Genomic DNA, 25605 nt, shown 5'->3' on the forward strand with positions numbered 1-25605 from the left:
AACGGTCAATTTATGAAAAGAATTTTTATCATCACCGCACTGGTTCTTCTTGCCGGTTGTTCCACTCAGGCCTCGCGGATGGCGGATTGCCGGGCGCAAGGTATTTCCAAAGACGCCTGTTATATCGTGGAACAAAACCGACAGACGGCGATTGAAACTACCGCCATGAAACAGGCGATGGAGAACTCAGCAAAGCAATATGCGCAGACCGCCAAACGCGTTGTGCATGTGCGGATCAAGGGTATCGATATCAAAATCTTTCCCGGCGATAAGCAGGGATACATCGAAAGCACCGCGGCGGCACTGGATGAAGATAACGCGGATGCTCAGGTTTACCGCAAAGGCATTTTTACGGCGATCTATTACAAGCGCACGCATAAAGTGGTGCTGATGCGTAACGGGCAGATCTACGGCAGGACCGCTGTATGAAGAAACACCATACCGATCAGTTCAGACATCTGGGGCCGCAGCAGCAATATACCTGCCTGAAAATGCTGCAACGCGTCGAGGAAACGCCGCTGACCGGTGGCATCACCGGCGTCGCGATTTCGGTCATGATGCAAGACGGCCATACCGCGACGCTCAGTAAATTTATCGCCCAGCCCGATGAAGTGGCCGTTCTGGTCAGTTGGGAAACCGAGAAAAGCGCCTGCGAATGATTCACACGATTCATTCGCAGCTCGCCAGGAGACTCTGAAGAAATGAAAACGTGGATAAAATGCCTCGCCGTGACCACCCTTCTCGCGGGCAGCGTTCAGGCACAAACGGTTCAGGTCGGTTTTTCGCCTGAAGGCTCCGCCCGCGCGCTGGTTCTGGATTTGATCAGCCATGCGCACAAGAGCATCAAAATGATGGCCTACGAATTTACGGCGCATGACGTCGTTGCCGCGCTGGATTCCGCCGCCGACCGTGGCGTTTCGGTGCAGGTTATTGTCGATAACCGTCAGAATATGCATAACCCGAAAGCACTGCACAATATTGCGGATGCCTCGGCGCATGGCATCCAGCTGCGTGTCGATAAGCACTATCACATCCAGCATGACAAAGTGATCATCGCCGACGGCAACGCCGTTGAAACCGGCTCCTTCAATTATTCGCAAACAGCAGAAACCGCTAACAGCGAAAACGTGGTGATCCTGCGCGACATGCCCGGCGTGACGAAACAGTTTCAGCAACATTTTGCCAGCCGGTGGGCGTTGTCAGAAGTGTTGAGCGGGAAGAATGGCTGAGAGGGGTAATGCACAACGTCGGGCATTGTGCATTACACCGGGGGCGGGTCAGCTTGCCGAACGGATGTCGGCAGCGTCCGAGGCCATCGCGTCTATGGCTTCTTTGAGCGCCTCGAGCGTCACGGGTTTTGATTCGTTGGAAAGCGTTTTTCCTTCCGCTTTTCGCACCACTTTCATCACGGGCTGTTGAGTCGTGGCATCAATCAGCTCCGCTTCAAAATACAGATGGGTATTCATTGTCCGGTGCCCGGAAGCCGCTTCTGCTCCTGCGATCAGCAAACCGACCGGCAGGACTTCATAAAACTGAAGCCCCTCTTTATTCGTGTCCACATGCGTAATCGCCCCGCGGAAAATCAGGCAGTGCGCGTCCGGCGAGGTTGCCAGCGTTTTGTGCGCCGCCAGCGCCGCTTTTAGCTGGGTTTCCGTATACGCACGAATGGTTTCCAGCATTTGCGCATTGGCCTCAGAAGTTGCCGAAGGCTGCGGGAAATACGTCACCGGCGTGAACACGATGCTGTCGTAATTTTTCGGATCGTACTGAGGTGAAACCCAGCGTAATTCCGGCCTCCCTGACGGCGACGCCGCTTCAGTCAGCCCTGAATAATCCTGCAGGAAGCCGGAATATTTTTCAGGCTCAGCGATTTTTGATGTACAGCCGGACAATATGACTACCCCGGCGACCGCCATCAGTTTGGGCAAAATTTGCATTTCCCGTCCTTAGAAATTGTTATTTAAACCGGTCGCTTCACAAAACCTGATAAGCATACGGCGTGGGTTGCGCGCTTCGCTTCTCGCTTTTCAGGTATTGCGCGGGCGTAATATTCTCCAGATAGATTTCAGCCAGCCGCACCATTTTCCAGTGATTCACCAGGCTTAATGAAGAGATCAGCCCCTTTTCTGTCATCACTTTTGATTTGTAGGCGTATAACGTTTTAGCGTTAATCTTTTCCACTTTAGAAATGGCCGCCAGGGGCACGCCTGATAAATATGACGATATAATCCTGATGGATTTCTCCGTCAGTTTATATGCCTCTTGTGACGGTTCCGGATATTGCAGCAATACAGAGTAAACGCCGTTAAGGAAATTGTTCAGCGCAGTCCTGATGGTTTTAATTTCCGCCTTGCCGGACAGAAGACAGACATTTTTTATTAGAATATTTTTCTCAATAAAAGACAGCACCACGTCCGAGCCAATAATCAGAACCCTGTCCGCCTGGCATAATAATAACGAGTGAAACTCATGACGCGTTACCCACTGCTTTTCAAAGAAAAATATCGCCACCGACTGCCCAGCGTGAGATATAAACGTGGATTCATTAATTATGTTTCTGATAGCTTCCTTCACATAATAATTATCACTTTGGATACTGATGTTATTCATACTGAGCGCTCTGATAAGGGACGCCTGATTATCGATAAAAGCCGGAACACTTCAATCAATACCCAGTCCAATTTGAGACTGGAAATTCCAGAGTCAATATTGCAATTAACCCGCTGTTATTCATCGCAGATAAAACGCGGATCCGATTGCCAGCGCCCTTTGGCTTCCTGACAAATGCGTTCCGCCGACGGCAAACGCTGCACCCGCAGTATCATCAGCAAACTGGCATACACGGACGGATCGTTATGCACCTGCAAATAGTCTTCCGCCCAGTCGCTGAAGGTTTCGAGTAAGGCCAGATCCTGCGTCTGATTAAATCGCACTAATAATGCGACATGCTGGTCAAAATCGATCCGGCCAGACTGGCTGTAAGGGTTCAGTAATGAATCCGTTACCGCCTGTTGGTTGAAAACGAACGGCAAAAGCCCCTGCTGCTCGATGCGGGTTAATTGCTGCTGGGTCTGAAGGCCGGTAACCATAAACGTCAGCACCGCGACCGGAATAAGCGTGGCCGCGCTTCGCCAGAGTATGGGCAGATTTTGCCTTTCTTCTTTAGTGCGTGCAGATGCCGCGCCGCAAACCACCAGCAACATGATAATCGTCAGCCCGTGCGTGGCGGACTGGTATAACGGATATTCCAGATTCATATGCACGGCGATGGGCAACAGCAGCGCGACGCCGGTAAAACGCGCGCCTCCCGCGCTCCACAGGCGTCTGAACACACCGCCGACCATCAGCAAGATCCCGCATACCGCCGTTAATCCGCCCTCGGCCCAGGCATATAACAGCTCATTGTGCGGATACTGAATGGTATCGTTATCCAGCCCCGTCCCCGTCATTTTTGCCAGTGCACCGTACACCGCCTCGAAGCCTCCGTATCCGCTACCGGCCAGAGGATGCAGGCGGATCATTTGCCAGGTCAGTTTCATCATATTCCAGCGCGAAAGTGTGGAGCTTTCTTTTATGGCTGGCGTGAAGAACGGGAAAAAGAGATGTCCGTAACAGAGCCAGAAAAGCCCCGTTCCGGTGCCCGCAGCCATGATCAAAACGGCCAGCGTTGCCTGCTTTTTCTTATGCGTAAAAGTCAGCGAAAGCAACAGAACCGTGGCGAGGATCGCTCCGATATTCCCGGCCCGGCTTTGTAAAAACACCATCACGGCGGGGATAATAAACAGCGCCGCGCCGCAGATAGCGCGCCTCAGCCGCTTGCCTTGCTGTAAGAAAAGCCATAACGCGCAGGCCAGCCCGGTAGCCAGGAAAGAGGCTAATACGTTGGCTTGCTGAAAGCTGCCGTAAGGTCGTCCGTGTGGTAATTCGGCAAAATCTTTTAACTGCCACAGCGCATGAAAAGCCTGCAACAGTGCGGCGATGACCAGAATAATTAACCAGCGTGAACGCAGGCGGCGGCAGGACGTGGTGCACAACAACAGCACGTATAATGCGACCATTCCCCATAACGCGAGAACTTTCGGCAGCGCGTTTAATTGCCAGTCAGTACGCGGTGACCATAACAACGGCAAAGACCAGAGCACAGCTCCGGCAACTATCAGGCCGGTGCCCGGCGGAAGTATTAACTTGCCCGCAGCCGTTCGTCGTCTTGTCAGGTGGAAAGCGCACCACAGCGAAATAACCGCCATGACCGCCCACGCCAGTATATTTTGCGGCAATGAAAGCCCTGCTCCGCCGTGATTCGGTAATACGAAATTCAGACCACCGCAGAACCAGAGGAATAACAAAAACGACACGCCGATATTAATGCGCTCATCTGAAAAAGAAGGAAATAGAAACAGCCCTGACATGATTCTTCCAAAAATTATAATTATTGTTGTGTCATAACGAGTACCGCACTGGCGGTAAATGCCCCGGTAGGCACATCTTTTATTTCAACGGTCGGGTCACGCACCGCCTGAAATGCAAGATCTATAGAATTGGAACCGGTGGTAAATGTCACGGGCGTAATATCCGTTGATGACAATATTTTACTGTTATAAACCACCGAAACGCCTAATCCGTTTGATGAAGATTTAATAACCTCTCCCGCACTTAACGAAATCGGTGTGTAATTCAGCTTCATATTCACGGTCACATCGCCGCCGGTGCATTCAACCGGCACCTGAATATGGCGCATAGAACCGGAACCCGGCACGGTCGGCATTTGCGAACGGTCAACGTTGTTTAAATTCACATTAAGGGCATTGCCGTCGTTAAGGGTGCAGGAGGTATCGGGTACAACAGGTGTTGGAGGGAGAGGCTCCGCCTGAGGAGCACAAGCTTGGCTAGCGGACTCAGTAGCTGAAATAAGGTACTTATTATCGTTCCCATCTACAAGATACTGGCAACCATAATATTTCGATCCACGTGGCACATTTTTGCTTGCGGCAGACCCAGTGACAACGATCGATTGCTGGTCTATTGATTTAGTACCATCAACAAAAACGGGATTTGTACTTACATCTAATACTAGTATGCTAGGACGACCTCCTTGGTCTTGTAAAAACTTCAATTCAACCTTATACATCCCAGAATGTGGGACATAGTTGCTGGATGACAGCGTGCATGCCCCCCCAGCGTTTAAAGCTGCTACAGCCACCGGGTCGCCCCACGGAACGGTCTGAACATAATATCCTTGGTTTACACACTCAACTCCGTTGTCAGTCAAACTTATTGAATGCACTCCAGTAATACTCGCCCTTGCCTGCTGCCAGCTCAATATCAGCACAACAGCCAGCAGGAACAATCTTCCTACATTTAATATATTCATTTTCATCATCTTTATTCTGTTATGGGTAAGCCATTTCAAAAGTGGCCGTCGCACTAAAATCACCGGTGGTAATTGACTGCGCCGTAATGGCGTCGGGTTCACCTGTCACATAAGCCTGAATGGTAAAACTGTTAGTGCCGTTGGCCAGGGAATACACCGGCGTCGGCTGGTTCAGTGCCTGCGGCGTGCCGTTTGCGTTCTCCAGCCCGATCGCAATACCCGTCGCACCAGTAACTGCCAGCGCGCCCGGCAGCGCCGTGCTTTCCGTGCCGCTGAATGTAATGGTGACCTGGTTGCCCTGCGCGGTGTCGCACTCAATCAGGTTAATGGTGAAGGGCTTCGCGTTTGTGCGTTCGTGCAGGTACAACCCTTTCTTAATCACCGTGCCAAAATCTATTGTCAGTTCGCTGGTCGCCGGGTCCAGTTCGCACGGGTCGCTGACCAGCGTGCCGCTGAATTTCAGGTTGTTTTCCACGGCACCGACCGGTGCGATAAACAATATGCCAATCAGCACAATCGCCACGGCAAACCCGCAACACACAAAGAATTTCATCAGGCCTCTCATTGATAATCCACCTTCAGCGTCGCCGTGGCGGAGAAGACCTGCGCGGTCAGTTCTGTGGCCGGGTCTTTGACCGGCACCGCGGTTAATACCAGAGTACTCAGCGCACCCAGCGTGGTCGCCTTCGCCGTATTGAGTTTTAGCGGCTGGCCGTCGGCCTGAATCTGTATTCCTAGACCGGCAGCGTCCGTCGTCACTGCCGCGTTATCAAAACTCTCCGCCGTACCAGTGACCGTCAGGTTCAGCGGGGTATTATCCGGTTCGCCCTTGCATTCCACGGTGTACGGAATGGTCTGTTTGTAATTCACTCCGTCTACCTTTTTCACGCCGACGGTGTTAAAGGCAATATCGAGCACCTTGTCATCGCTGATAACGCAGGGCGAGAGCACCAGAAAATGCCCTTTGAAGTTGTAAGTCACGCTGTCGCCGGTTTGCGCTGCGTGCACAACAGGCATCACCAAAGCCGCCATCAGGGTTAAAAACACCGTTTTTTTCATCACGCGCACCTCAGTTAAACGCCATCGTCAGCGTGCCGGACGCACTGAAGACGTCGCCGCTGACAATGCTTTCGCTGCTGGTATTCAGCTGAACCAGCTGCGCTTTCAGCGCCGGAGCGGCACTCTGATCTATCGTGAACCACTCCCCCATGTTCTGCGGTGCTCCGTTAACCAGCAGTTCAATTCCAACAACATCCTTATCCGCCGCCAGTACCTGCGCGCCCTGATAAGTTTCATAGCTGCCGGAGCTGGACGTGAATTTCATTTGCAACAACCCTGCCGTATCCCCTTCACAGAAGAAGTCGCTGACCAGCGGTTTGCTGTAATTCCCGGAAAGCTCTACCGTATTGGTGCCCGAACTCATCAGCTTCACCTCACCAAAATCGACATTCAGCGTGCCGCCCTGGTTGAAGGTGCAGGAACCGTTCGCCACCACCGTGCCGGTGATATTGATATCCATGGAGTCATTATCACCGGCATTGCCGGGGTCAGCCTGCACGCCAAAAACCGGTGCCAGCAAAATGGCGACGATAAAAATACTGACAGTGCGGTTATTCATAATTCATCCGAAAATCTACCGTGGCCTGAAAGCGCCCCGTGGTCAGCGTTGCGCGGGTGCGTACCGGAACCACGTTATAAACCAGCGTGTTACCACCATCGCTGCTGAACTGCGGTTGATGGCGTTCACCGGGCATAACTTGTCGCCCCTGCTCATCGAGGATACGCAAGCCAATACCCGAGACACCGCCAATTGACAGCAACGTCGGCTCATCCGGATCTGCCGGTGACTGGAAACTCACAACGGGCATTTCCTTTATGCCCGCGCGGGCCGCAAAGCACCCCAGCAAACGAAAGGTGACCTGAACCGGCTGACCGGTATCACCCGTTTTATGAAGGTGGGCAATGACCGAACTGTCCATTTTTACGTCCTGAAATTCTGAGCGCATATCCAGCAGGCACGGTGCTTCCATCAGCGCGCCGTGAATTTGCAGATCGCCCTCCCCGGCGCCGGTGTTCTGGTTATCGGCTGCGGCGCAACTGGCCGACAGCAGCATTCCGCCCGTCAGCATCACGCAGGCGAAATACGGCACTCCCACTTTTTGTCTGCTCATATCCCTCTCCGTTATCCGGCGCATTGACCGTTCATCAGCCTGCGGTGACGCTGCTGACCGCGCAGGTGCTGCCGTTACAGCTGAAATTAAGCTTCGGACGTCCGCCAAAATCATTCACAAACGTCAGCACCGGATGGCTGCCGAGCACACTGCCGGAAGCGCCCAGCGCAATGCTGCTTTTCGGGCTCACCATCACCGGTTTAAAGCCGTCGACGGAATTGCCTTTTGCCGACGCCGACGCGGCAACAATCGTTACAAAGTAAGGCGTCGGGTTAGTCAGCTGATAGCTGTCGCCCTGGCGGACGAGCGTCAGTTTTTTCTGCGCTTCATTATCGTCACCCTGCTTAATTTCAAGCGTTTCCGGGCGGTAAAACATTTTTACGCGCGTCTGGAGTGCCAGCTGAAGCGTGTTCGGCTTGCTGCTTTTTGGCGGAATTTCACGCACGTTGAAATAAAACAACGATTCCCGATCCTGCGGCAAACCGGCCAGGCTGCCGGTTGTCTGGATCTTCACCTGCCCTTTGGCTCCCGGCTCCACACGCTGTAACGGCGGCAACGCCATGACAGGTGCTTCAATTTTTTTCCCGTCGGCATCTTCGAGCCAGGCCTGCGCCAGATAAGGCAGGGATTTATTCTGATTGCTGATGCCGAGCGTGAGAGATTTCGGCCCGGCGTTAAAAATCACGCGGGTTCTGTCGAGCGCAATGGCGGCATGCGCCTGCTGGGCGGTCAGTATCAGAGCGAGGGCGCTCAGGGCGATTTTCATACGGCTTTTTGAGATATTCATAGTCATGTTCACAGAGACTTCACTGAGTCATAAAAGGTTGTGTGATTACAGGCATCCGGCCAGATTGCGCGTCGCTATGCCTGCGTCACGGAGTTGTCAGTTGTTCTTTTTCAGCAGGCGGCAAGGCAGCAACAGCCCTTTGCCCTGCTCAGGCAGCGGAGATGGCAGGTCAATGCGACACTGCACGGCGTCATTCCAGCTGACGTCCATGGATTCTCCCGGACGAATGCCGGAGAGCCAGGTGCTGCCGTTCTCGCCGACGATCCCGGTCTGCGTGCCCTGCTTATTGCGGATTTCCGCGCCGAACGGCGGTGAGCTGCCATCGGCCAGTCTGATGATCGCCATCGCTTTTTCACCGGCCAGAATGCCGAACTTGCGGTAGCCAATGGCGCCTTCCGTCAGTGTGTCCTGCACCACCGAACGGGTGGCGTCCACGTTATCCGGCAGTTTGTCGAGATCAACGTTCACACTGCTGCGGTAATAGCTGCTGACATCACTGACAACAGCCTTACCAAAGGAGTTTGTCCGCACCGTGCCACCGGAGCCGTGCACCGGGACATCGCTCACGCCGTCGGTATCAACCATCATTCGCGTGCCGCCCGGCGTGCTGACCCGGTGCAACGCGGCACCTTGTGCGGTGGCGGTTAAACCGCCCTGCATGGAGACGCCGTAAGCGTTGTACTCGCTGCCGGTATAGCTGGCGTTGGCGGTCATGCTGGCTTTATCGCCGTCGTGGGTGAAATACCCGCTGCCGGTGCCCTGCCCGTCGGAAGTCGTGCCCGCATTAATGCGGTAGTTATTGTTCTCATCCAACCGGTTGTAGTAACCCACGGTGCGGTTGTTAGTGCCGTCGCTGTACTGGCTGTAGTAGCTCAGGCTGCCGCCGTTACCCCACGGCAAAGAGAGGCTCAGGTACATGCCGTCGTCGTTGGATCCGTCGCGCTGCGAGCGGTAAGCCGAGACGCTGACGCTGACGTTTTTAAAGCGCCCGACGTCAAAAAAGTTAGAAACCGACAGGTTCCAGGTATCGGTCGCGTCGCGATCCCAGTAGGTCTGATGGCTGTAATTCAGGTAGGCGCTGATATTGAGCGGCCGGAACTGCTTGTTGAATGTCACGGTGTACAGCTCTTTGTCGCTGCCGTCGCTGTTGTTTTCGCCGTAACGCCTGTCCAGATACTGCGACATATTCATGAAGTTTTTTTCCGAGAAGCGGTAACCGGCGAAGGTCACCTGGCTGTCATACTCATCAAAGCGTTTCGAGTAACTGACACGGAAAGATTTGCCACTTTTGGTGCCTTCATCCGGTAACTGAGCCTGCGACTGCGTGACGTCCATAGACACCGCCCCGAAGGCCAGCAGGTCACGGCCGACACCCAGTGACGCCGCGTTATAATCTCCGGCTAAGAGCGCACCGCCGTACAGCGACCAGCCGCTGTTGACGCCCCAGGAAAATTCTCCCGTGGCGAAGTCCGGGCCCTGCGTGTGGTGGCCGTAATCTTCAGGCTTACCGGCGGAGACTTTGTAACGCACCAGCCCCGGACGGGTCAGATAAGGAATGCTGGCGGTATCGACTTTAAACGTGGTGACGCTGCCATCCTGCTCCTCGACTTTCACATCAAGCTTGCCGGAGACCGCTGAGTTCAGGTCCTGGATCCGGAACGGACCGGCCGCGACCGTCGTTTCATACAACACCCGCCCCTGCTGGCTGATGGTGACTTTGGCGTTGGTTTTAGCCACACCGACCACTTCCGGCGCATAGCCGCGCAGGTTTGGCGGCAGCTGGTTATCGTCGGTCACCAGACTGGCACCGCTGAAACGGAAGCTGTCAAACATCGCGGAGTTCAGTGACGTTTCGCCAAGCACCATTTTCGCCCGCAGTGACGTCACGGCGCGGTAAGCGTAAAAACGGTTCCAGTCCCAGTTCTTCTGCGTGGTGCTGTTTTCGCCGGTGGACTTGTTGTACTGCGCCTGCCAGTCAGCGCGCAGACGCCACGGGCCGAGGTTCACGCCGGTGGTCCCGTTGCCACTGACGGTACGGCTGCGCCCGCCGTCGCTCTGGCTTGAGTTCATCGCATTCACGTTGTAATCAAACAGCGCGCCCGCAATGCCGTTATCCCAGTGGGATGGCGGTTCCCAGGTTTCCGAGGTGTATTCCATGTAGGCCTGTGGCACGTTGATATTCAGCGCGCCGGTGCCGAGATCGGCGGTTGCCGTGATGCCATCCAGGGATTTCAAATCGAGGCACTGGTTTTCGTGCCACCAGGTTGCCCCTTTTAACGTCGCCGCTTTCAGGCCAAATTTCCCGACCATTTCCGGCGTAAGGCAAGGCTCACTGCCTTTCGGGTCGCCGTCAGGCGCCAGAAACTCAACGCTCTGATCCGGGATATCGAATTTATTCACGCGCAGTGAAAGCTGATATTTCCCGGGCATCACATAACCCGGCTGAGAAAACTGCCCCAGATCGATATTCGCGCGCTCTTTCACATCCAGCACATCGGTGTTGAACTGCACGGCCTCTTCAGCGCGGACACTGCGCACCGGAAACAGCGCCATCAGGACCCCCACGGCTATCGGGCATAAAGCCCCGTAAAATGGCGTGGGGAACCGGCTGTTTCTGGCTAACGGAATACGGTTTTTCACTGTTAAAATCATCAGAAGTAGTCAACTTTAAAACGCAAAATGGCGTGATACTCGCCCACTTTCAGAGGTTGATCGTTACTCACCAGACGCAGGATATAATCCAGTCGCTGAGTTCCCGGCACTAATGACCCAGAGGGGAGAGGCTGCCCCGGCGTTGCGGGATGGCCCAGCGCATCGGTGATCTGCAATCCGACACCTTCGGCACCGCTGATGCGAAACAAACCGTGATCAGAAGGCCCGTCAAACGTAGTGCTGAAATGCGTGCTGTCGGGTTGTTCCTGGCTGTGTGAATTCAGATCGCAATTCACCAGATTCAGTGAAAAAGCCTTTTGTGAGCCCCGGCCGTTAAGCACCATCTCACCGACCGTCGATACACTCATTTCGATGCTCTGATGAATGTCTGCGGTGGATATTGCGCAAGGCGTATCGATGATGCTGCCCTGCATGTGGACGTGACCGAATTCAGGGGCGGAAGGCGAAGCGCTTGCAAAACTGAAGGCCGTGCCCAGAACGGACAGTGCCAGCAGAGAAGGCAGCGCTTTCTTGCAAATTGAGCAGGCTAATGACATGCGAAAATCCGGGTTTGTACTTCGCTGACACACGCCATGCTGAGCGTTTTGGTTAAGCACCAGCATGGCGACGTGAAGGCGAATACCGGGGTATCCGCCGCTCAGTTTCTTACGGGTAGTCGAGTGCGAAGTTAGCCACTGACTGGAAGCTGCCCGGAACGATGGTTGCGCTCGCGCCGTCGCCTTGCAGATAAGCGGCAAAGGACAGGTTGTTGGTGCCCGTCAGCAGCGCCTGCGCCGGAGACGCAGAGCCTAATTTGACCAGATCACCGGTGGTGGTGCTGATACCGATAGAAGCCCCTTTCGCCGTACCCGCCAGACCTAGCAGATCTTTATTGGCAGTCGACGCCGTACCGGAAAACGTGGTGGTAACGGTTTTGGACGTGGTGGTATCACACTGTTCCAGTTTGATAGTGAAAACCTGCGGAATTGAACGGCCGCCGTCTTTCAGCGCCAGATTGGAAACCTGACCCAGATCGATAGTCTGATCGGAGCTTTCAGGCGTAATTGAGCAAGGCGCATCAATAATAGAACCGGTGAAAGTGATTGTGCCGTGGCCCTGGTCTTTCGCATTTGCAGCGCCCATTGCCACACCGGAAGCCATAGCTAAAATTAAAGCGATTTTCTGGATATTCATATAAAACCTTTATTTGCCTTTCTCAGTTAATATCCGCACAACGTTCATCACTTAATAAAGCACATTAATAAGCCGTCGAATAAATGCGTATTCGGTTTATTGGAATTGCTTTAAAAAATCATGAGAGGCGGCTTCGTCATCCTTGATAATTAATATCGGGATAACACACTTCGGAGTTCAGTAACTTTCCGATGTGCAGATAATAATGAATGTTACTGTTTCGGGCAAAATCAGTTCAGTCCATTTTTGGAGCGAATTTTACCTGCGGGTTTGCGCCGTCTCTGTATCCTGAAAAAAGCATTGCGCTTCATTTATTAAGAAGATGAACCAGGGAAATGAGAAAATATGCATGTCTATAAAAGAGATAACAGCAAAAACGATGTACAGGTTTTGTCGTCTTTTGATGATTTCAGTACGTGGTACCTGAGTCAGTGTGACTTCAGTATGTTTGATGACCATGATGTGCAGGCGTTACTGGAAGAGGAAAAACCGGATTTTTATCCCTGCATTCCCCTGATGTCCGATGTAGATCATGAAGTGATTTATATTGGCATCGATCTGGTCACCCACTGGTTTACCGCAGTTTAGGCTAACGGATTGTTTTGATGGTTATTCCGGTTGAGTCCCCGTTGGCTTTATTTTCACTATTTCAGGCCCGCGGTTCGTGATTCGCCCTGCCCGTTGCTATGCTTAAAGTATTCGTCTTCACTGATTTTGAAACTTCATGACTAAAAAATTTACACCCGCCCCTACTATGGTGGATAACACTTACTGCAACATACTCTTGCAAAAAATGAGCCCCTGGCTTGAATACAAAACCTATGCTGCCGGGCACCGTTTCACGCGCAGCGTGAAGGAACAGTCGAAATGTTACATCGTCCGCACGGGTGCGGTATCCGTTCACCGGCAGCCGGATGATATTCTGATTGATTACATCCCCGCCCCGACAATCCGGGGCATCATTCCCATTCCCGATGAGTTCGAATCGTTATACGTGATTAAAATTTTCGAGGAAGCCGAAATTGCCATTATTGATATCGAAATCTTCGATATTCTGCTGAGTGAATTAAATCTTTGGGAACCTTTTGCCCGACATATGCAACTTCTCGCGGGCCTCGCCCCCGAAGTCATATTCCGGCTCAATTCGCGCAGAATATACGAAGCCGTGCGCATGCAACTTTATGAGCTGATGGCCAAACCGGAATCCATTCGCGAGCAGATTATTGTCGAGAACTTTATCCGCGCTAAAGTTCAGGCATCCCGCAGTGCCGTCATGCATATTCTTTCTGAACTCAGGAAAGGCGAATATGTCGTGATCGAAAACGGAGTACTGAAAAGTATTAATTCAATTCCTGAGCGATTTTAATTCAGGTTTGTGTACCCGCGTAAAGTGACGATCTGACCTACGCTATAGAGACGCAAACAGCCGACGAGCAGCACTTATCTCGTCCCCGGTTTTCGCATTGCCCTAATTAATTGATGAGCCTGTTCAAAAATTTGCGTTTGTAACTGACTGCCTGTGCGCAGACGATGGAGTCTCTTGCTCACCACAACCGCCGTGCTGGCGGAGGAGTTAATGTGGGATTTTTAAGCGGATTGTTCGCCCGTATTGCCGGTCAGAAACCGGAACAAAGTACGGAACAAACACCACCTCATGAGGAGTTAAAAATGGCAAAAGTACTGGTTCTTTACCATTCTATGTACGGTCATATTGAAACGATGGCGCAGAGTGTTGCAGAAGGCGCCCGCAGCGTACCCGGTGTTGAAGTCACGGTAAAACGCGTCCCGGAAACCATTCCTGAAGAGGCATTTAAAGCCGCAGGCGGAAAAACCGGCCAGACAGCAGACGTCGCGTCGCCAGCCGAACTTGCCGATTACGACGCCATCATCCTCGGCACACCCACCCGTTTCGGGAATATGTCCAGCCAGATGCGAACCTTCCTCGACCAGACCGGCGGCTTATGGGCCAAAGGCGCACTGGCCGGTAAAGTCGCCAGCGTATTTAGCTCAACCGGTACCGGCGGCGGTCAGGAAATGACGATTACCTCAACCTGGACCACCCTCGCCCACCACGGCATGATCATCGTCCCAATCGGTTACACCACCCCTGAGTTATTCGACATTTCCCAGGTTCGCGGCGGCACACCTTACGGCGCAACCACCATCGCAGGCGGCGACGGTTCACGTCAGCCAAGCGCGGAAGAGCTGCGAATTGCCGTGCATCAGGGCAAACACGTTGCCACCATTACCCAAAAATTGTTCAGTTAACGCGTAACCTCTGCAAAAGGCGCAATTCTTTGCGCCTTAAATTCCCATCACGATTAAGCACGGTGCTGCGAACTTTTTATATCTCCAAATAAACCCCAAAAAAAACGGCCCTTGCGGACCGTTTTGTCTTGAGCGGAGAGTACGCCCGTTTCAGTTATTTACCACGCGATGCAATGATGTTTTCTGCAACATTGCGCGGTGCCTCGGCATAGTGATTGAACTCCATGCTGTAGGTTGCACGACCTTGCGACATCGACCGCAAAACGGTGGAGTAGCCGAACATCTCGGATAACGGCACTTCGGCTTTGATGATTTTACCGCCGCCGCCCGCTATTTCTTCCATGCCCTGAACCGTACCGCGACGGGAAGATAAATCGCCCATCACGCCACCGGCGTACTCTTCCGGGGTTTCCACTTCCACTTTCATCATCGGTTCGAGGATCACCGGATCCGCACGTTTGGCTGCTTCTTTGAAACCAAAGATGGCTGCCATTTTGAACGCCATTTCCGAGGAGTCGACCTCGTGGTAGGAACCGAACGTCAGCGTGACTTTCACATCCACCACCGGATAACCGGCCAGAATGCCGTTGTTCAGCGCTTCCGTAACCCCTTTTTCGACCGCAGGAATGTAGTCGCGCGGCACGACGCCGCCTTTGGTTGCATCGACAAACTCAAAGCCGGTGCCCGCTGGCAACGGTTCGAGCGTGAAGACAACGTGGCCGTACTGGCCTTTACCGCCGGACTGGCGCACAAATTTCCCTTCAACATCCTGAACGGTTTTGCGCACGGTTTCGCGGTACGTGACCTGCGGTTTACCGATGTTGGCTTCCACGCCAAACTCACGTTTCATACGGTCAACGATGATTTCCAGATGCAACTCGCCCATCCCGGAAATAATCGTCTGGCCGGATTCCTCGTCAGTGCGGATGCGGAACGACGGGTCTTCCGACGCCAGCCGCGACAGCGCAATCCCCATTTTTTCCTGGTCGGCCTTGGTCTTCGGTTCAATCGCCTGCGAAATCACCGGATCCGGGAACTCCATGCGCACCAGCGTAATGATGTCGCTCGGGTCACACAGCGTTTCACCGGTAGTGACATCTTTCAGGCCGACACAGGCCGCGATATCACCGGCGCGGATTTCATCTATCTCGATGCGGTCGTTGGCATGCATCTGCACAATACGCCCGATGCGTTCTTTCTTGCCGCGCACCGGGTTGTAGACGCTGTCGCCTTTTTTCAGCACGCCGGAATAAACGCGGACAAACGTCAGCTGGCCGACATACGGGTCAGTCATCAGTTTGAACGCCAGCGCCGAGAACTTCTCGTTATCGTCGGAATGACGGAACACTTCGTTGCCGTCTTCGTCCGTACCGGCAACCGGCGGAATATCCAGCGGCGACGGCATCAGTTCAACCACGGCGTCGAGCATGCGCTGAACACCTTTATTCTTGAACGCACTGCCACACAGCATCGGCTGGATTTCACCGGCGATGGTGCGCAGACGCAGACCCTGAGTAATTTCATCCTCAGTCAGCGTGCCTTCTTCGAGATATTTATCCATCAGCTCATCATTGGCTTCCGCCGCCGCTGAGACCATCTTTTCGCGCCATTCTTCCGCAAGCGCCTGTAAATCAGCCGGGATCGGTTCATAGGTAAACGTCATACCCTGCGTCTCGTCATCCCACAGGATGGCGCGCATTTTGCGCAAATCCACCACGCCGGTGAAATGCTCTTCACTGCCAATCGGAATCACAATCGGCACCGGATTGGCCTTCAGGCGGTCAACCATCATCTGGCGAACGCGGAAGAAGTCTGCACCCTGACGGTCCATTTTGTTAACGAAGGCCAGACGCGGCACTTTGTATTTATTTGCCTGACGCCAGACGGTTTCAGACTGTGGCTGCACGCCGCCCACGGCGTCGTACACCATTACCGCACCGTCGAGCACACGCATGGAACGTTCCACTTCAATGGTGAAATCCACGTGCCCCGGGGTGTCGATAATATTAATGCGATGCTCATCAAACGAGTGATCCATCCCGCGCCAGAAACAGGTCACCGCAGCGGACGTAATCGTAATGCCGCGTTCCTGTTCCTGAGCCATCCAGTCTGTGGTCGCACCGCCGTCATGCACTTCTCCCAGCTTATGGTTCATGCCGGTATAGAAAAGAATACGCTCGGTGGTGGTGGTTTTACCTGCGTCGATGTGTGCTGAGATACCGATATTGCGGTAGCGCTCGATTGGCGTTTTGCGAGCCATATAACGTCCTTACTGGTTGATGGCTAAGTTGGCGGAGAGTGATTTCACATCCCGTCACAAAGTTGAGTTAAGAAATAAAGTGACTACTAAAATTCTTAATGCGGAGAGCATACTACAATTGTACGTGTATAGTCGTACAATAATTTTATTCTATTGATGAAATCGGTCAGAGGCCGTCGCGTTGTACAGCCGCAGACGGATAAGTTATATTGCGCGGCCGCGATAATGTGCTTAACACATTTACCCAAAATAATTCGGGTTGCAGGAAGGCGGCAAACGAAAGAATCCCGATGAGCTTACTCCGGTAAGTGATTCGGGTGAATGAGAGCCGCCAACGCATCTGCAACCTGAAGTATGACGGGTAAAACTGAGGATGATCCGATGATAGCTAACCACCCCGAACGCGAGCAGATTCGTCTCGAAAATGTGCTGACTGCGCTGGGAAATCCGCTACGTCTGGCGGTGATCCGCACCTTAGCGAAAGGCGGCGAACACCCGTGCGGCACCCTGTTGCAGGGCTTATCGAAATCGACGCTGACTCACCACTGGCGCGTCTTGCGTGACAGCGGCGTGATCTGGCAGCGGCCGGACGGACGCGCTAACTTACTTTCCCTGCGCCGTGAAGATCTGGACGCCCGTTTCCCCGGCCTGCTCGATTGTCTGCTCAGCGCCATCGAATCCGACGGCATTACCGTCGAATCCACGCAAAAACACATCTCCGAGCAACACCTTTAATCTCCGGCCTGCAGCCTTCTGACCAGCTGACAAAACGTACTTATTATAGACGATGCATGGCTGTCTTCCCGGCGTGCGAGATATAACGGCGCGCTGAGCTGCGTGCTGGCATCGAGCGGCAAAAATACCACGCCGTCGCCGCCCAGCCGGGTCATAGACGCCGGAACAATCGAAATCCCCAGCCCCGCGCCGACCAGACTCAGGCACGACGTCAGCCGTGGCGCTTCCTGCACAATATGCGGGCTGAATCCGGCGCGGACATACGCCGCGAGTATCGCATCGTACAACCCCTGCCCGGCGCGGCGGCGGTAAAGCACAAAGGGTTCGTTGCTCAGTTCTTCGAGTTTCAGCGGCTGACCGGAAACCCGCGCCGCCAGCCGGTGTCCGGCGGGAACGGCGACCCACATCGGCTCTTCCAGCACCTTTTCCATCTCCAGTTCCGGCATGTCTTTGACCGGCATGCGCACAAACGCCACGTCAAGTTGCCCGGCGACCACGGCTTCCAGCAACTCGCCGCTGCCGCTTTCCTCAAGCTGCGTGCTGACAGACGGATAAATCTCGCGATACCGGCGCAATAGCGCGGGCACAAACGTATGCAGCGCCGCCGAGCTGGTGAACCCAATCCGGATGCGCCCCTGTTCGCCCTGTGCCGCGCGACGCATCGCCGCATTCAGTTGCTCCGCCCGCGCCAGCACCGCGCGCGCTTCCTGCAACAACACTTCACCGGCTTCGGTCGGGATCACCCCGCGCGGCAAACGCTGCAATAAAGGCACGCCAAAATCCTGCTCCAGCCCCTGCAACAGGCGCGTCAGCGGTGGCTGCTGAATAAACAACAACTCCGCAGCGCGGGTAATACTGCCGGCTTCCACCACGGTGACAAAGGCGTTAAGCCGTTTCAGTTCAATCATTGCCATACTCACAGGGTATCTTTCCTCATTATTAAAGGCATTAGACATCATGTCACGACAGCGCGCATGATCCGTAACGAAATTTACGCCTCTGGCGGCTTTGAATTACATTTGAGGGAGAGTGTCGAGATGGCCGATTACACGCAGGAAAAAATCATGCTCAGTACCGAAGACCAGACTGCGCCCGCACCCGATTGCGGACAACTTTTCATGGGCTTTTTCATTTTAGGTCTGACGGGCTTTGGCGGTGTGCTGCCGATGGCGCGGCACATGCTGGTGGATAAACGCCGCTGGCTGACTGCCGCACAGTTCACTGAACTGCTCGGGCTGTGCCAGTTTTTGCCCGGCGGCAATATCATCAATTTATCGGTCGCCTTAGGGATGGAATTTCGCGGGCTGCGCGGTGCGCTTTCCGCCATTCTCGGGCTGATCCTCGCGCCGACGATTTGCGTCGTGCTGCTGGGTCTGGTCTATGCGCGTTATCAGAATGAACCGCTGGTAGAACATCTGTTCGCCGGTATGGCCGCGGCGGCGGCGGGATTGCTGCTCTCCACCGGCCTCAAAATGCTCGCGCCGCTGTGGGGAAAATGGCTGCAACTGGCACTGGTCGCCGCGGGCGTCATCGCCATCGCCGCGTTCCGTATCCCGATGCTGCCGGTCATGCTGGTGCTGGCACCGGTCAGCATTTTTATCTGCGCACGGAGTAAAAACTGATGGCCGTTTTACTCTCACTCGCCCTGTTGTTTACCGAACTTTCCCTCCTGGCGTTTGGCGGCGGAAATACCATTCTCCCCGAGATGCAGCGCGCGGTGGTGGATATCCATCACTGGATGAGCGCGCAGGAGTTCAGCGCCCTGTTTGCCCTGGCGCAGGCCGCGCCGGGCCCGAATATGATGATCGTGCCGCTCATTGGCTGGCAGGTCGCCGGGTGGTCCGGGCTGCTGGTGTCTTCGCTGGCAAAATTCGGCCCGTCTTCCATTGTGACAATTGTCGTCATGGGCGGCTGGAAGCGTTACAAAGATAAACCGTGGCGGCAGGTGATCCAGCGCGGCCTGGTGCCGGTCACCGTCGGGCTGGTGGTTTCCAGCGGATTGTTAATCGCCAAAGCCTCCGCCACCACATTGCCCCTCGCCGGTGTGATTGCGCTGTGTACACTGATGGCTCTGAACAAACGCATCCATCCGTTATGGGTGCTGGCGGTGGGCGCGGTATTGGGTATGGCGTTGAGCTGAATTATTTTACGGGGCGCAATGCCCCGTCACACAGAGAATATGTTTCTGTTTCTATTGAAATTAATAAAAACACTGACCACATTTTGACTTTAAAAAATAAAAGCCCCGATAGTCTGGGGCTTTGTTGGACACCTACAGAACCAAACTTAGCTGGTCATCACCGTGGTGACTTCGCGGGAAAGCGCTTTGTGGAACCATAGCTCCTGGAACAGACTGAGTCTGGTTTGATGATTCGTCTATTTGCGTCATGCTGGTAAAGCATTAGCCGCACAACATGTTTTGACACTGGTGATAACTGCGCCGCACTAAATCACTCAACTCTACACTGGTACGAGTTTTCGCAACTGCATGGCAGCGAGGACAGCGTATTGCCATACGCGGGCCTCCTCTGGACTGGTTAATATCACGTCAAGTATAACGCTTAACCCGTTGATTCGTCACCCGCCTCAGCCGTCCATTCATCGATCTTAACTTCCAACTCCAGCGAGGTGGTAAAGCCGCCGCTGCCGATATCATGCACACATCGGATAATCGTCCAGTAACCGTCAATCGTGGACTTAAAGTCCGATACGCTTGCCGGTTGTTCTGGGTACAAATCCGCCCGGCCCCGCGCCAGCATGATGGAGATTGACGCCGCGCCACGCTTTAACTGGCTCCACTTCGCCGCCGCTGCCCGCTTCGCAGCCTTCTCGGTTTTAAACGTCTTGCGGATCACGAATACGTTACACTCCGCGCCCGCCATGTAATCCCCTTTCTTGCTGCTTGAGGCGGGTTCTTTCGGCTTCTTCGGCTGGGTTGTTCTGCGACGTCTGCGGGTGTTTGTTTGTACCGTGGTGGCAGGCTTCTTCCCGAAATTCAGATCCAACAGTAGGCAGTAACGCCGGTATAAGCATCACGATCGGCAATGCTAAAGCTGTGCTTATCGCCGCTGGCCCGCACAATGCTGATCGCCGATAATGGTTTACCGCTTTGGGTTAGGCCCTGCGCCAGCGTGATGAACAGCAACATGCCATTTTTGTCGGTGGCAACTGCGCCCAGCATATCCGCCATTCTTGTGAGAAAGCTGATATCTGATTCACTGGTCTGCGTGATCGATCTCAATCTTCGCCAGTTCCTCGCTCACACCGGCGCGCAGGTCGTACCGGCTGGCGATACAGGCAACCACATCGCCAACGGTAATATCGTGCCAAGAGTATTCACGCTTCACGTTGAACGTGTCGCGAAAATCTGCGCTGCGGGCGCTGATGGTGAGCTGATCTGGCGGGCCACGGTGCGCAACCTCATCAACTGTGTACAGCCCTTTAAATATCAGCGGGTCATTATCCCAGCCCAGCGAAACGGAAATCTTCGCGCCACGCAATGGCATAACGATCTGTCCGTCTGAATCATCCAGCGTGAGATCAAGCGTATCCGCTTCAAACCCCCGATTGTCCGTCAGCGACAACGAGATCAAACGGTCATTCAGCGCGGTGAGCTGCTTGCCCTCAATCTGAATACTGAACGCCGGGCGGGGCGAATAACGCGCATCATCATCCAACTACCCCCTCAGCGCGCAATGGTTCCCCCGCCTCGCCCGCACACAAAAACCCCGTCTTTTTGTGCAAACATGCAGATCACGGCAGGCCGCGCCGCGCCTGGGCTTGTCTGGCAAAAGTACCATCGAAAAAATTGTGCAATTAAGTATGAATTTATGCAGGTATGCGATGTTGATAAACTTTGCGTATTTTTGTGTTGATATTTACTATGGTGAAGAATGATCCACAGGCACTCAACTCAAATTGTGTTGGTATAAACATACTCATATATTTTTTGCCAAGGACAACGACTGACAATGGCTAAGCTACCTTTTACAAAACAAGAGCTCACACGAGCCTGGAGAGATGCAACAGCAGTTTCGAATGTTGAGCCACGACAGAATCCACACAGGCTGCTTCTTTTTTATGCTGTAGAGTGCGGTTTAAAAGCTGTTTTTCTCACACAAAGAAATTTAGACATCATTGATGAAGTGAACGCTGGCTTACTATCACATGACTTAAATAAAATCGCCGATCTTGTTCTTCTGCCCAAAACCCAACAGCTCCCTGAGGGTGTTTCGATGAAAAATTGCAACATTAATAAGACCTCTACACCCAGAAACTGCCATGTCAGCCAATTAAATCAGGTATGGCGCTATGGGGGGAAGTTAAATGGGCCAGGAACTATTACAGACCTAGTCTTAGAACAGAAACTTGTACAGATAAATGCTTGGATTAATAAGGAATTATGATATGGATGGAAAATTAATAACCTGGTTAGATGTCGAGAGGCAGCTAAAAAGAGTTAGCAATAATAAAACACAGTATCCTGATTTCATTCATGCAATTTATTGCTATAGCTCAGGGATGGAAATTGAGTACTCTGGTGATCTTTTACATACCTTAGAGTGGTTAGGAGCTGCTTTTGGGAAAAATATTTCGTTTGTTGATGAACCTTATATTCGGTTTGATTTGAACAAAGAAATTTACCCTATTGAGTTTATATCAACCGTTAGTGAAAAAAACAATCTAAAACCTGTTTATCCACTTTGGAAAGAACATGTTTACAATCCTGGAATAGGTACAAACTCTCCTGAAGAATGGAGAGAGGGGCCTCATATGGCTGCTTTTCATTCTTTCAAAGGAGGCGTTGGTAGAACCACATCGTTGATGACATATGCAACAGCTATGCTCAATGCTAAAGAACGTGCAAAGGTTCTATTGATTGATGCAGATTTAGAAGCTCCCGGCATAAGTTTTTGGCTAGATGATGAGAATAAACCTACAGTTTCATTTATAAATTATGTCGAAGCTATACATTATTCACCTAGCTCACAAGGTGAAGTAATAGATTATTTCGCAAGTGAGCTCAGAAAAACATCCATTAATATCGATGGCCCAAGCAAAGAGATTTTTATATTACCTTCATCTCTTGACCTCACTGCCGTAATGGATATGCCAGTCACACCTGAGCATTTATCTAAAAATTTAGAAAACCCATGGATATTGAGTGAATATCTCATGAAATTAGGTCAAGCCTTAGATGTTGATGCTGTCCTGATTGATTTGAGAGCTGGCCTCAGTGAACTTGCCAGTCCAATAATTTTTGACCCTCGCATTGAGCACTATTTTGTTACTACTGTAGCAGCTCAATCTGTGAAGGGGATGTCTGAAATATTATCTCGCTTACACAATTCTCAGTCTATGTTAACCGATTTTATAGCTGAAAAGGAAAAACCATCGGTTATTGTTAGTTTATTAACGGATCAACTTAGAAAACTACCGGCATATACTACAGCCACCGAAATGTTGAACTCTGCTTATCCAACTGAGGATTCAGATATTTTGGGGCAAGGAATTGAATGGCTTGAAGTTGATTTCAATCAGTCATTAATGAGCTTGTCTTCTATCAGAGATGCATATCAAGCATTATCACAATCTACGCTTTATACTGCTGCGAGAGACTGGGCAGATTCATTACAATCATCTGAGAATGAATTAGTAGCACAAGTTCTTAACAGCCCAAATAATATAAATATTTCAGATGTACAAAAACTATATGAAACATGTAGTAAGTTTCAGTTTGCAGAAAATATAGACGCAAATGACATGCTTGTCACAGATCCGCTTCGAAATCTGGCAAAACATTATACAGACACCATTCCTAATGCCATATCCATAGGTGCAAAAGGGGCGGGTAAAACATTCACTTATATTCAAATATGTCTTTCTGGAAATTGGAGCAAGTTCCATAGGAAGATCAATACTGGAGTTATTTCAGCCACTGATGCAATTGTATTTCCTTTGCTCGCTTCAACAAATCTTGATGCCGCTGGTGAAAAGGTTCGTTCAATCAGGAAAGAATCTTTATCTACTTTAGGATTTAAATCTGAAACTAATCTTGATGCGGCCGCAAAAAAAGTCAAAGCGGCCTTAGATGGCCCTGATATTAATTGGGATGAATTTTGGATTCAATTTCTCCTGTCTGAACTTGGAGGGGAAGCTAAATCCCTTTCAGAACTAAATGAACTGCTTATTTCTAGAGAAAAGTCATTACTTTTATTAGTAGATGGAATTGAAGATTTATTTGACTCACCTGATACGAATGAAGTCCAAAGAAACGCTATCAAGGCACTGCTACAATTACCTAATGCACTCGCAGAGATAACTGATAGGAAACTTGGACTGATATGTTTTATCCGAGCAGATTATGTACAAACTGTCATTAAACAAAACTTCTCACAATTTGTTTCAAGATATCAACCATTTAGACTTGAATGGACGCCCGAGTCATTTCTTCGCTTAGCATATTGGGTTGCAGGTAAATCATTTATTATTGATGCTGATCCTCATGCAGCAGACAAATTAAATAGCGAAAGCCTCTTGATTGCTCTTGAAAAATTGTGGGGAAAAAAATTAGGTAGAGATAACTCGAAAGAAGCTAATACAGCAAGATGGGTATTTGCTGCAATTTGTGATTTGAATGGGAAATTGCAAGCAAGAGATATCGTTAGATTTTTGAAGTTTTCTGCAGAAGCTATGTTGCAAACACAAAGCATGGCAATAAAAAATGAACTCTGGTCAGATCGTGTTCTTGCTCCAGAAGCCATACGAAAATCTTTGCCAGCATGTAGTGCGGAAAAAGTTTCAGAAACGGCAAGTGAAATAAAATCTTTGAATGACTGGCGTACAATTCTTGAGAAAATACCAAAGGAAGTAAAAAAAGTGCCATTTAACCCATTAGATGTTGGGTTATCATTAGAACTCTTAAACTCTCTTAAAGAGTTAGGAATTATTTACGAAGATAAAGATCAAATTTCAGATGATCGATATTTCTTGCCAGAAATATACAGATGGGGTCTTGATTTTACGTCAGCTGGCGGGGGAAGACCACGAGTACAAGCTTTATTGAAAAGAAACTTGGGAGGTATTCCATTTTAATATCCCCTGTATCAATTTAATGTAGTCATATATGGTCATCACATTCACACCGTGATGGCCATATAACAAATACGCTAATAAATACAGGTGGTTACAACGCCTCCCCGCAATTCTAAATATTAATCTCAAATTGAACTTAGTGCTTCTTTCCATCGTGAAATAAGCTCAAGAGTTAAATGCCGGGATATCATTTTCCGCCAATTTATATCACCCCCTATGACAATATGCTCTCCAGTAATTGGATTCACACGATACATATTATCAAGCACGGTCCGCGCTCCAGTTGAATGGCCTGCGGCTTACTGATATGCACCTTCTTAATCTTAGCCCATGGCTGAACCAGCCCCGCCAGACCAGCGATTGCCGGTGATAAACCTGCTCTTGCTGCCTGATAGCGTGGGCCACTTTGAGATAGCTCTCTGCTCTTCTGTTGTCATAGTCGGAACAGTCGCCACTTGTTATTGCGATCGCCAGTGCCTCAAACTCATCAGCAGGTGATTTTCGCCGCTGCGGTTTATGGTTATGCAGACTCTCTTAGATCTGTTTTCGCTGTTCGCGTGTTAACTGACCAATTTTGAACTGTTCAGGCCCCGGATCTGGTGCTCGGTGAATCGGATCTTACGCATAGCGATCTCCTCAGGTGACATAATCAATATGTCGGAAGATCTCTAAAAGTAAATGGTTCGGTTACGCGGGATACTTACACGATCTTGCCCGTAAAATTCTAAAGCGCGTTGCTCCAGAAATCCCCGCAGGACAGGCAACACATGTTTTCCGCCATACCTTTGCCAGCCACTTTATGGCGAACGGCGGAAACATGCTCGTTCTACAGCGCATTCTTGGGCATTCCAGCATTAACCAGACGATGGTTTACGCGCACTTCTCCCCCGATCACCTGGCGGATGCGGCTACGTTAAACCCTCTAGTCAACCTCGATTAATCGCTACCCAAAATGATCACATGCAGAAAACTGCTGATCCACATTTTGACCACACAGGATTGATTTAGAGGTGTTTTGATTGATTTCAATGGAGGGTTAACTGATTGATTTAGATATAACTTGTTGTTTTAG

Annotated in this window: 26 protein-coding genes and 2 pseudogenes; 12 read left to right on the plus strand and 16 right to left on the minus strand. The window is 51.5% G+C overall.

Annotation, left to right across the window (positions count from 1 at the left end; translation table 11 throughout):
* The first annotated feature begins 12 nt into the window (after positions 1-12).
* From KWG64_RS15345 to KWG64_RS15355, 3 genes are read left to right on the plus strand one after another with little or no spacing between them, the layout of a single operon-like run.
* Positions 13-429: a hypothetical protein gene (locus tag KWG64_RS15345; protein WP_195815230.1), complete on the plus strand. Its 417-nt coding sequence runs from the start codon at positions 13-15 to the stop codon at positions 427-429.
* Positions 426-659, plus strand: coding sequence for a hypothetical protein (locus tag KWG64_RS15350; RefSeq protein ID WP_195823137.1), 234 nt, complete (start codon positions 426-428; stop codon positions 657-659). The genes KWG64_RS15345 and KWG64_RS15350 overlap by 4 nt, the downstream gene beginning before the upstream one ends.
* Positions 660-701: 42 nt before the next feature.
* Positions 702-1229, plus strand: coding sequence for a phospholipase D family protein (locus tag KWG64_RS15355; protein ID WP_218522364.1), 528 nt, complete (start codon positions 702-704; stop codon positions 1227-1229).
* 48 nt (positions 1230-1277) lie between these two features.
* Here KWG64_RS15355 and KWG64_RS15360 read toward each other — a convergent pair whose 3' ends face one another.
* The 12 genes from KWG64_RS15360 to KWG64_RS15415 all read right to left on the minus strand — a co-directional run bounded on the left by KWG64_RS15360 (position 1278) and on the right by KWG64_RS15415 (position 12175).
* A complete protein-coding gene (locus tag KWG64_RS15360) occupies positions 1278-1937 on the minus strand; it encodes a DUF3313 domain-containing protein (protein WP_218522365.1) in 660 nt (219 codons plus the stop codon).
* Positions 1938-1974: 37 nt separating this feature from the next.
* Positions 1975-2610 (minus strand): hypothetical protein, encoded by a 636-nt coding sequence (locus tag KWG64_RS15365; protein WP_218522366.1) that lies wholly within the window; start codon positions 2608-2610, stop codon positions 1975-1977.
* Between the two features lie 116 nt (positions 2611-2726).
* Positions 2727-4409 (minus strand): Wzy polymerase domain-containing protein, encoded by a 1683-nt coding sequence (locus tag KWG64_RS15370; protein ID WP_218522367.1) that lies wholly within the window; start codon positions 4407-4409, stop codon positions 2727-2729.
* Between the two features lie 20 nt (positions 4410-4429).
* Positions 4430-5380: a fimbrial protein gene (locus tag KWG64_RS15375; protein ID WP_218522368.1), complete on the minus strand. Its 951-nt coding sequence runs from the start codon at positions 5378-5380 to the stop codon at positions 4430-4432.
* Between the two features lie 10 nt (positions 5381-5390).
* Complete coding sequence (locus KWG64_RS15380) at positions 5391-5924, minus strand: fimbrial protein (RefSeq protein ID WP_218522369.1); 534 nt, start codon at positions 5922-5924, stop codon at positions 5391-5393.
* A gap of 8 nt (positions 5925-5932) precedes the next feature.
* The gene (locus KWG64_RS15385) at positions 5933-6430 is read right to left on the minus strand and encodes a fimbrial protein (protein WP_218522370.1); all 498 of its coding nucleotides are present in this window, start codon (positions 6428-6430) and stop codon (positions 5933-5935) included.
* Between the two features lie 10 nt (positions 6431-6440).
* Positions 6441-6989, minus strand: a complete 549-nt coding sequence (locus KWG64_RS15390; RefSeq protein ID WP_218522371.1) for a fimbrial protein — start codon at positions 6987-6989, stop codon at positions 6441-6443.
* Positions 6982-7542 (minus strand): fimbrial protein, encoded by a 561-nt coding sequence (locus tag KWG64_RS15395; protein WP_218522372.1) that lies wholly within the window; start codon positions 7540-7542, stop codon positions 6982-6984. Before KWG64_RS15395 ends, KWG64_RS15390 begins: the two co-directional genes overlap by 8 nt.
* 34 nt (positions 7543-7576) lie before the next feature.
* On the minus strand, positions 7577-8335 hold the full coding sequence (locus KWG64_RS15400; RefSeq protein WP_255562193.1) for a fimbria/pilus periplasmic chaperone: 759 nt from the start codon (positions 8333-8335) through the stop codon (positions 7577-7579).
* Positions 8336-8425: 90 nt separating this feature from the next.
* Entirely contained in the window at positions 8426-10981 is a 2556-nt protein-coding gene (locus tag KWG64_RS15405) for an outer membrane usher protein (protein WP_218522373.1), read from the minus strand.
* Positions 10981-11538: a fimbrial protein gene (locus KWG64_RS15410; protein WP_218522374.1), complete on the minus strand. Its 558-nt coding sequence runs from the start codon at positions 11536-11538 to the stop codon at positions 10981-10983. The genes KWG64_RS15405 and KWG64_RS15410 overlap by 1 nt, the downstream gene beginning before the upstream one ends.
* A 109-nt stretch (positions 11539-11647) precedes the next feature.
* Complete coding sequence (locus tag KWG64_RS15415; protein ID WP_218522375.1) at positions 11648-12175, minus strand: fimbrial protein; 528 nt, start codon at positions 12173-12175, stop codon at positions 11648-11650.
* Positions 12176-12520: 345 nt separating this feature from the next.
* On the opposite strand from KWG64_RS15415, the gene KWG64_RS15420 reads away from it, so the two are divergent.
* The 3 genes from KWG64_RS15420 (at position 12521) to wrbA (ending at position 14443) form a co-directional block, all read left to right on the plus strand.
* Positions 12521-12763, plus strand: a complete 243-nt coding sequence (locus KWG64_RS15420) for a hypothetical protein (RefSeq protein WP_195823126.1) — start codon at positions 12521-12523, stop codon at positions 12761-12763.
* Between the two features lie 205 nt (positions 12764-12968).
* Positions 12969-13541: a helix-turn-helix domain-containing protein gene (locus KWG64_RS15425; RefSeq protein ID WP_218522376.1), complete on the plus strand. Its 573-nt coding sequence runs from the start codon at positions 12969-12971 to the stop codon at positions 13539-13541.
* 302 nt (positions 13542-13843) lie between these two features.
* Positions 13844-14443 carry an NAD(P)H:quinone oxidoreductase gene (wrbA, locus tag KWG64_RS15430; RefSeq protein ID WP_195815214.1) on the plus strand — a complete coding sequence of 200 codons (600 nt, stop codon included), beginning with the start codon at positions 13844-13846 and terminating at the stop codon, positions 14441-14443.
* A 154-nt stretch (positions 14444-14597) separates the two neighbouring features.
* Here the strand turns inward: wrbA and fusA are convergent, their stop codons facing one another.
* Positions 14598-16703 (minus strand): elongation factor G, encoded by a 2106-nt coding sequence (gene fusA / locus KWG64_RS15435; RefSeq protein ID WP_195823124.1) that lies wholly within the window; start codon positions 16701-16703, stop codon positions 14598-14600.
* Between the two features lie 381 nt (positions 16704-17084).
* Between fusA and KWG64_RS15440 the strand changes: the two genes are divergently transcribed.
* Complete coding sequence (locus tag KWG64_RS15440; RefSeq protein ID WP_152327037.1) at positions 17085-17438, plus strand: helix-turn-helix transcriptional regulator; 354 nt, start codon at positions 17085-17087, stop codon at positions 17436-17438.
* On the opposite strand, the gene KWG64_RS15445 is transcribed toward KWG64_RS15440, so the two are convergent.
* Positions 17435-18352: a LysR family transcriptional regulator gene (locus KWG64_RS15445; RefSeq protein WP_218522480.1), complete on the minus strand. Its 918-nt coding sequence runs from the start codon at positions 18350-18352 to the stop codon at positions 17435-17437. The two genes, KWG64_RS15440 and KWG64_RS15445, sit on opposite strands and share 4 nt — an antisense overlap.
* Before the next feature lie 123 nt (positions 18353-18475).
* On the opposite strand from KWG64_RS15445, the gene KWG64_RS15450 reads away from it, so the two are divergent.
* The gene (locus KWG64_RS15450) at positions 18476-19060 is read left to right on the plus strand and encodes a chromate transporter (protein ID WP_195815357.1); all 585 of its coding nucleotides are present in this window, start codon (positions 18476-18478) and stop codon (positions 19058-19060) included.
* Positions 19060-19578, plus strand: a complete 519-nt coding sequence (locus KWG64_RS15455; RefSeq protein ID WP_370628688.1) for a chromate transporter — start codon at positions 19060-19062, stop codon at positions 19576-19578. Before KWG64_RS15450 ends, KWG64_RS15455 begins: the two co-directional genes overlap by 1 nt.
* Before the next feature lie 261 nt (positions 19579-19839).
* On the opposite strand, the gene KWG64_RS25700 is transcribed toward KWG64_RS15455, so the two are convergent.
* Together KWG64_RS25700 and KWG64_RS15465 are read right to left on the minus strand one after the other, a co-directional pair.
* The gene (locus tag KWG64_RS25700; RefSeq protein WP_255562194.1) at positions 19840-19953 is read right to left on the minus strand and encodes an ogr/Delta-like zinc finger family protein; all 114 of its coding nucleotides are present in this window, start codon (positions 19951-19953) and stop codon (positions 19840-19842) included.
* 46 nt (positions 19954-19999) lie between these two features.
* Positions 20000-21115 (minus strand): annotated as a pseudogene (locus KWG64_RS15465) (contractile injection system protein, VgrG/Pvc8 family).
* A gap of 294 nt (positions 21116-21409) precedes the next feature.
* Between KWG64_RS15465 and KWG64_RS15470 the strand changes: the two are divergent.
* The 3 genes and pseudogenes from KWG64_RS15470 to KWG64_RS15480 all read left to right on the plus strand — a co-directional run.
* A complete protein-coding gene (locus tag KWG64_RS15470; RefSeq protein WP_218522377.1) occupies positions 21410-21844 on the plus strand; it encodes a hypothetical protein in 435 nt (144 codons plus the stop codon).
* Between the two features lies 1 nt (position 21845).
* Positions 21846-24533, plus strand: coding sequence for a ParA family protein (locus tag KWG64_RS15475; protein ID WP_218522378.1), 2688 nt, complete (start codon positions 21846-21848; stop codon positions 24531-24533).
* A gap of 739 nt (positions 24534-25272) precedes the next feature.
* A pseudogene (locus KWG64_RS15480) lies at positions 25273-25473 on the plus strand (tyrosine-type recombinase/integrase); the annotation flags it as partial.
* Positions 25474-25605 lie beyond the last annotated feature (132 nt).

It is taken from the genome of Rahnella sp. PD12R (assembly GCF_019200965.1).
Lineage (GTDB): Bacteria > Pseudomonadota > Gammaproteobacteria > Enterobacterales > Enterobacteriaceae > Rahnella > Rahnella laticis.

What these genes read in the sequence shown, in the direction of transcription:
- KWG64_RS15375 (WP_218522368.1), bottom strand. Translation starts at nt 5,380, where the DNA reads ATGATGAAAATGAATATATTAAATGTAGGAAGATTGTTCCTGCTGGCT.
- KWG64_RS15405 (WP_218522373.1), bottom strand. Translation starts at nt 10,981, where the DNA reads ATGATTTTAACAGTGAAAAACCGTATTCCGTTAGCCAGAAACAGCCGG.
- KWG64_RS15390 (WP_218522371.1), bottom strand. Translation starts at nt 6,989, where the DNA reads ATGAATAACCGCACTGTCAGTATTTTTATCGTCGCCATTTTGCTGGCA.
- KWG64_RS15470 (WP_218522377.1), top strand. Translation starts at nt 21,410, where the DNA reads ATGGCTAAGCTACCTTTTACAAAACAAGAGCTCACACGAGCCTGGAGA.
- wrbA (WP_195815214.1), top strand. Translation starts at nt 13,844, where the DNA reads ATGGCAAAAGTACTGGTTCTTTACCATTCTATGTACGGTCATATTGAA.
- KWG64_RS15450 (WP_195815357.1), top strand. Translation starts at nt 18,476, where the DNA reads ATGGCCGATTACACGCAGGAAAAAATCATGCTCAGTACCGAAGACCAG.
- fusA (WP_195823124.1), bottom strand. Translation starts at nt 16,703, where the DNA reads ATGGCTCGCAAAACGCCAATCGAGCGCTACCGCAATATCGGTATCTCA.
- KWG64_RS15455 (WP_370628688.1), top strand. Translation starts at nt 19,060, where the DNA reads ATGGCCGTTTTACTCTCACTCGCCCTGTTGTTTACCGAACTTTCCCTC.
- KWG64_RS15400 (WP_255562193.1), bottom strand. Translation starts at nt 8,335, where the DNA reads ATGACTATGAATATCTCAAAAAGCCGTATGAAAATCGCCCTGAGCGCC.
- KWG64_RS15425 (WP_218522376.1), top strand. Translation starts at nt 12,969, where the DNA reads ATGAGCCCCTGGCTTGAATACAAAACCTATGCTGCCGGGCACCGTTTC.
- KWG64_RS15365 (WP_218522366.1), bottom strand. Translation starts at nt 2,610, where the DNA reads ATGAATAACATCAGTATCCAAAGTGATAATTATTATGTGAAGGAAGCT.
- KWG64_RS15345 (WP_195815230.1), top strand. Translation starts at nt 13, where the DNA reads ATGAAAAGAATTTTTATCATCACCGCACTGGTTCTTCTTGCCGGTTGT.
- KWG64_RS15415 (WP_218522375.1), bottom strand. Translation starts at nt 12,175, where the DNA reads ATGAATATCCAGAAAATCGCTTTAATTTTAGCTATGGCTTCCGGTGTG.
- KWG64_RS15475 (WP_218522378.1), top strand. Translation starts at nt 21,846, where the DNA reads ATGGATGGAAAATTAATAACCTGGTTAGATGTCGAGAGGCAGCTAAAA.
- KWG64_RS15355 (WP_218522364.1), top strand. Translation starts at nt 702, where the DNA reads ATGAAAACGTGGATAAAATGCCTCGCCGTGACCACCCTTCTCGCGGGC.
- KWG64_RS15420 (WP_195823126.1), top strand. Translation starts at nt 12,521, where the DNA reads ATGCATGTCTATAAAAGAGATAACAGCAAAAACGATGTACAGGTTTTG.
- KWG64_RS15350 (WP_195823137.1), top strand. Translation starts at nt 426, where the DNA reads ATGAAGAAACACCATACCGATCAGTTCAGACATCTGGGGCCGCAGCAG.
- KWG64_RS15380 (WP_218522369.1), bottom strand. Translation starts at nt 5,924, where the DNA reads ATGAAATTCTTTGTGTGTTGCGGGTTTGCCGTGGCGATTGTGCTGATT.
- KWG64_RS15395 (WP_218522372.1), bottom strand. Translation starts at nt 7,542, where the DNA reads ATGAGCAGACAAAAAGTGGGAGTGCCGTATTTCGCCTGCGTGATGCTG.
- KWG64_RS15360 (WP_218522365.1), bottom strand. Translation starts at nt 1,937, where the DNA reads ATGCAAATTTTGCCCAAACTGATGGCGGTCGCCGGGGTAGTCATATTG.
- KWG64_RS15370 (WP_218522367.1), bottom strand. Translation starts at nt 4,409, where the DNA reads ATGTCAGGGCTGTTTCTATTTCCTTCTTTTTCAGATGAGCGCATTAAT.
- KWG64_RS15385 (WP_218522370.1), bottom strand. Translation starts at nt 6,430, where the DNA reads ATGAAAAAAACGGTGTTTTTAACCCTGATGGCGGCTTTGGTGATGCCT.
- KWG64_RS15440 (WP_152327037.1), top strand. Translation starts at nt 17,085, where the DNA reads ATGATAGCTAACCACCCCGAACGCGAGCAGATTCGTCTCGAAAATGTG.
- KWG64_RS15445 (WP_218522480.1), bottom strand. Translation starts at nt 18,352, where the DNA reads ATGGCAATGATTGAACTGAAACGGCTTAACGCCTTTGTCACCGTGGTG.
- KWG64_RS25700 (WP_255562194.1), bottom strand. Translation starts at nt 19,953, where the DNA reads ATGGCAATACGCTGTCCTCGCTGCCATGCAGTTGCGAAAACTCGTACC.
- KWG64_RS15410 (WP_218522374.1), bottom strand. Translation starts at nt 11,538, where the DNA reads ATGTCATTAGCCTGCTCAATTTGCAAGAAAGCGCTGCCTTCTCTGCTG.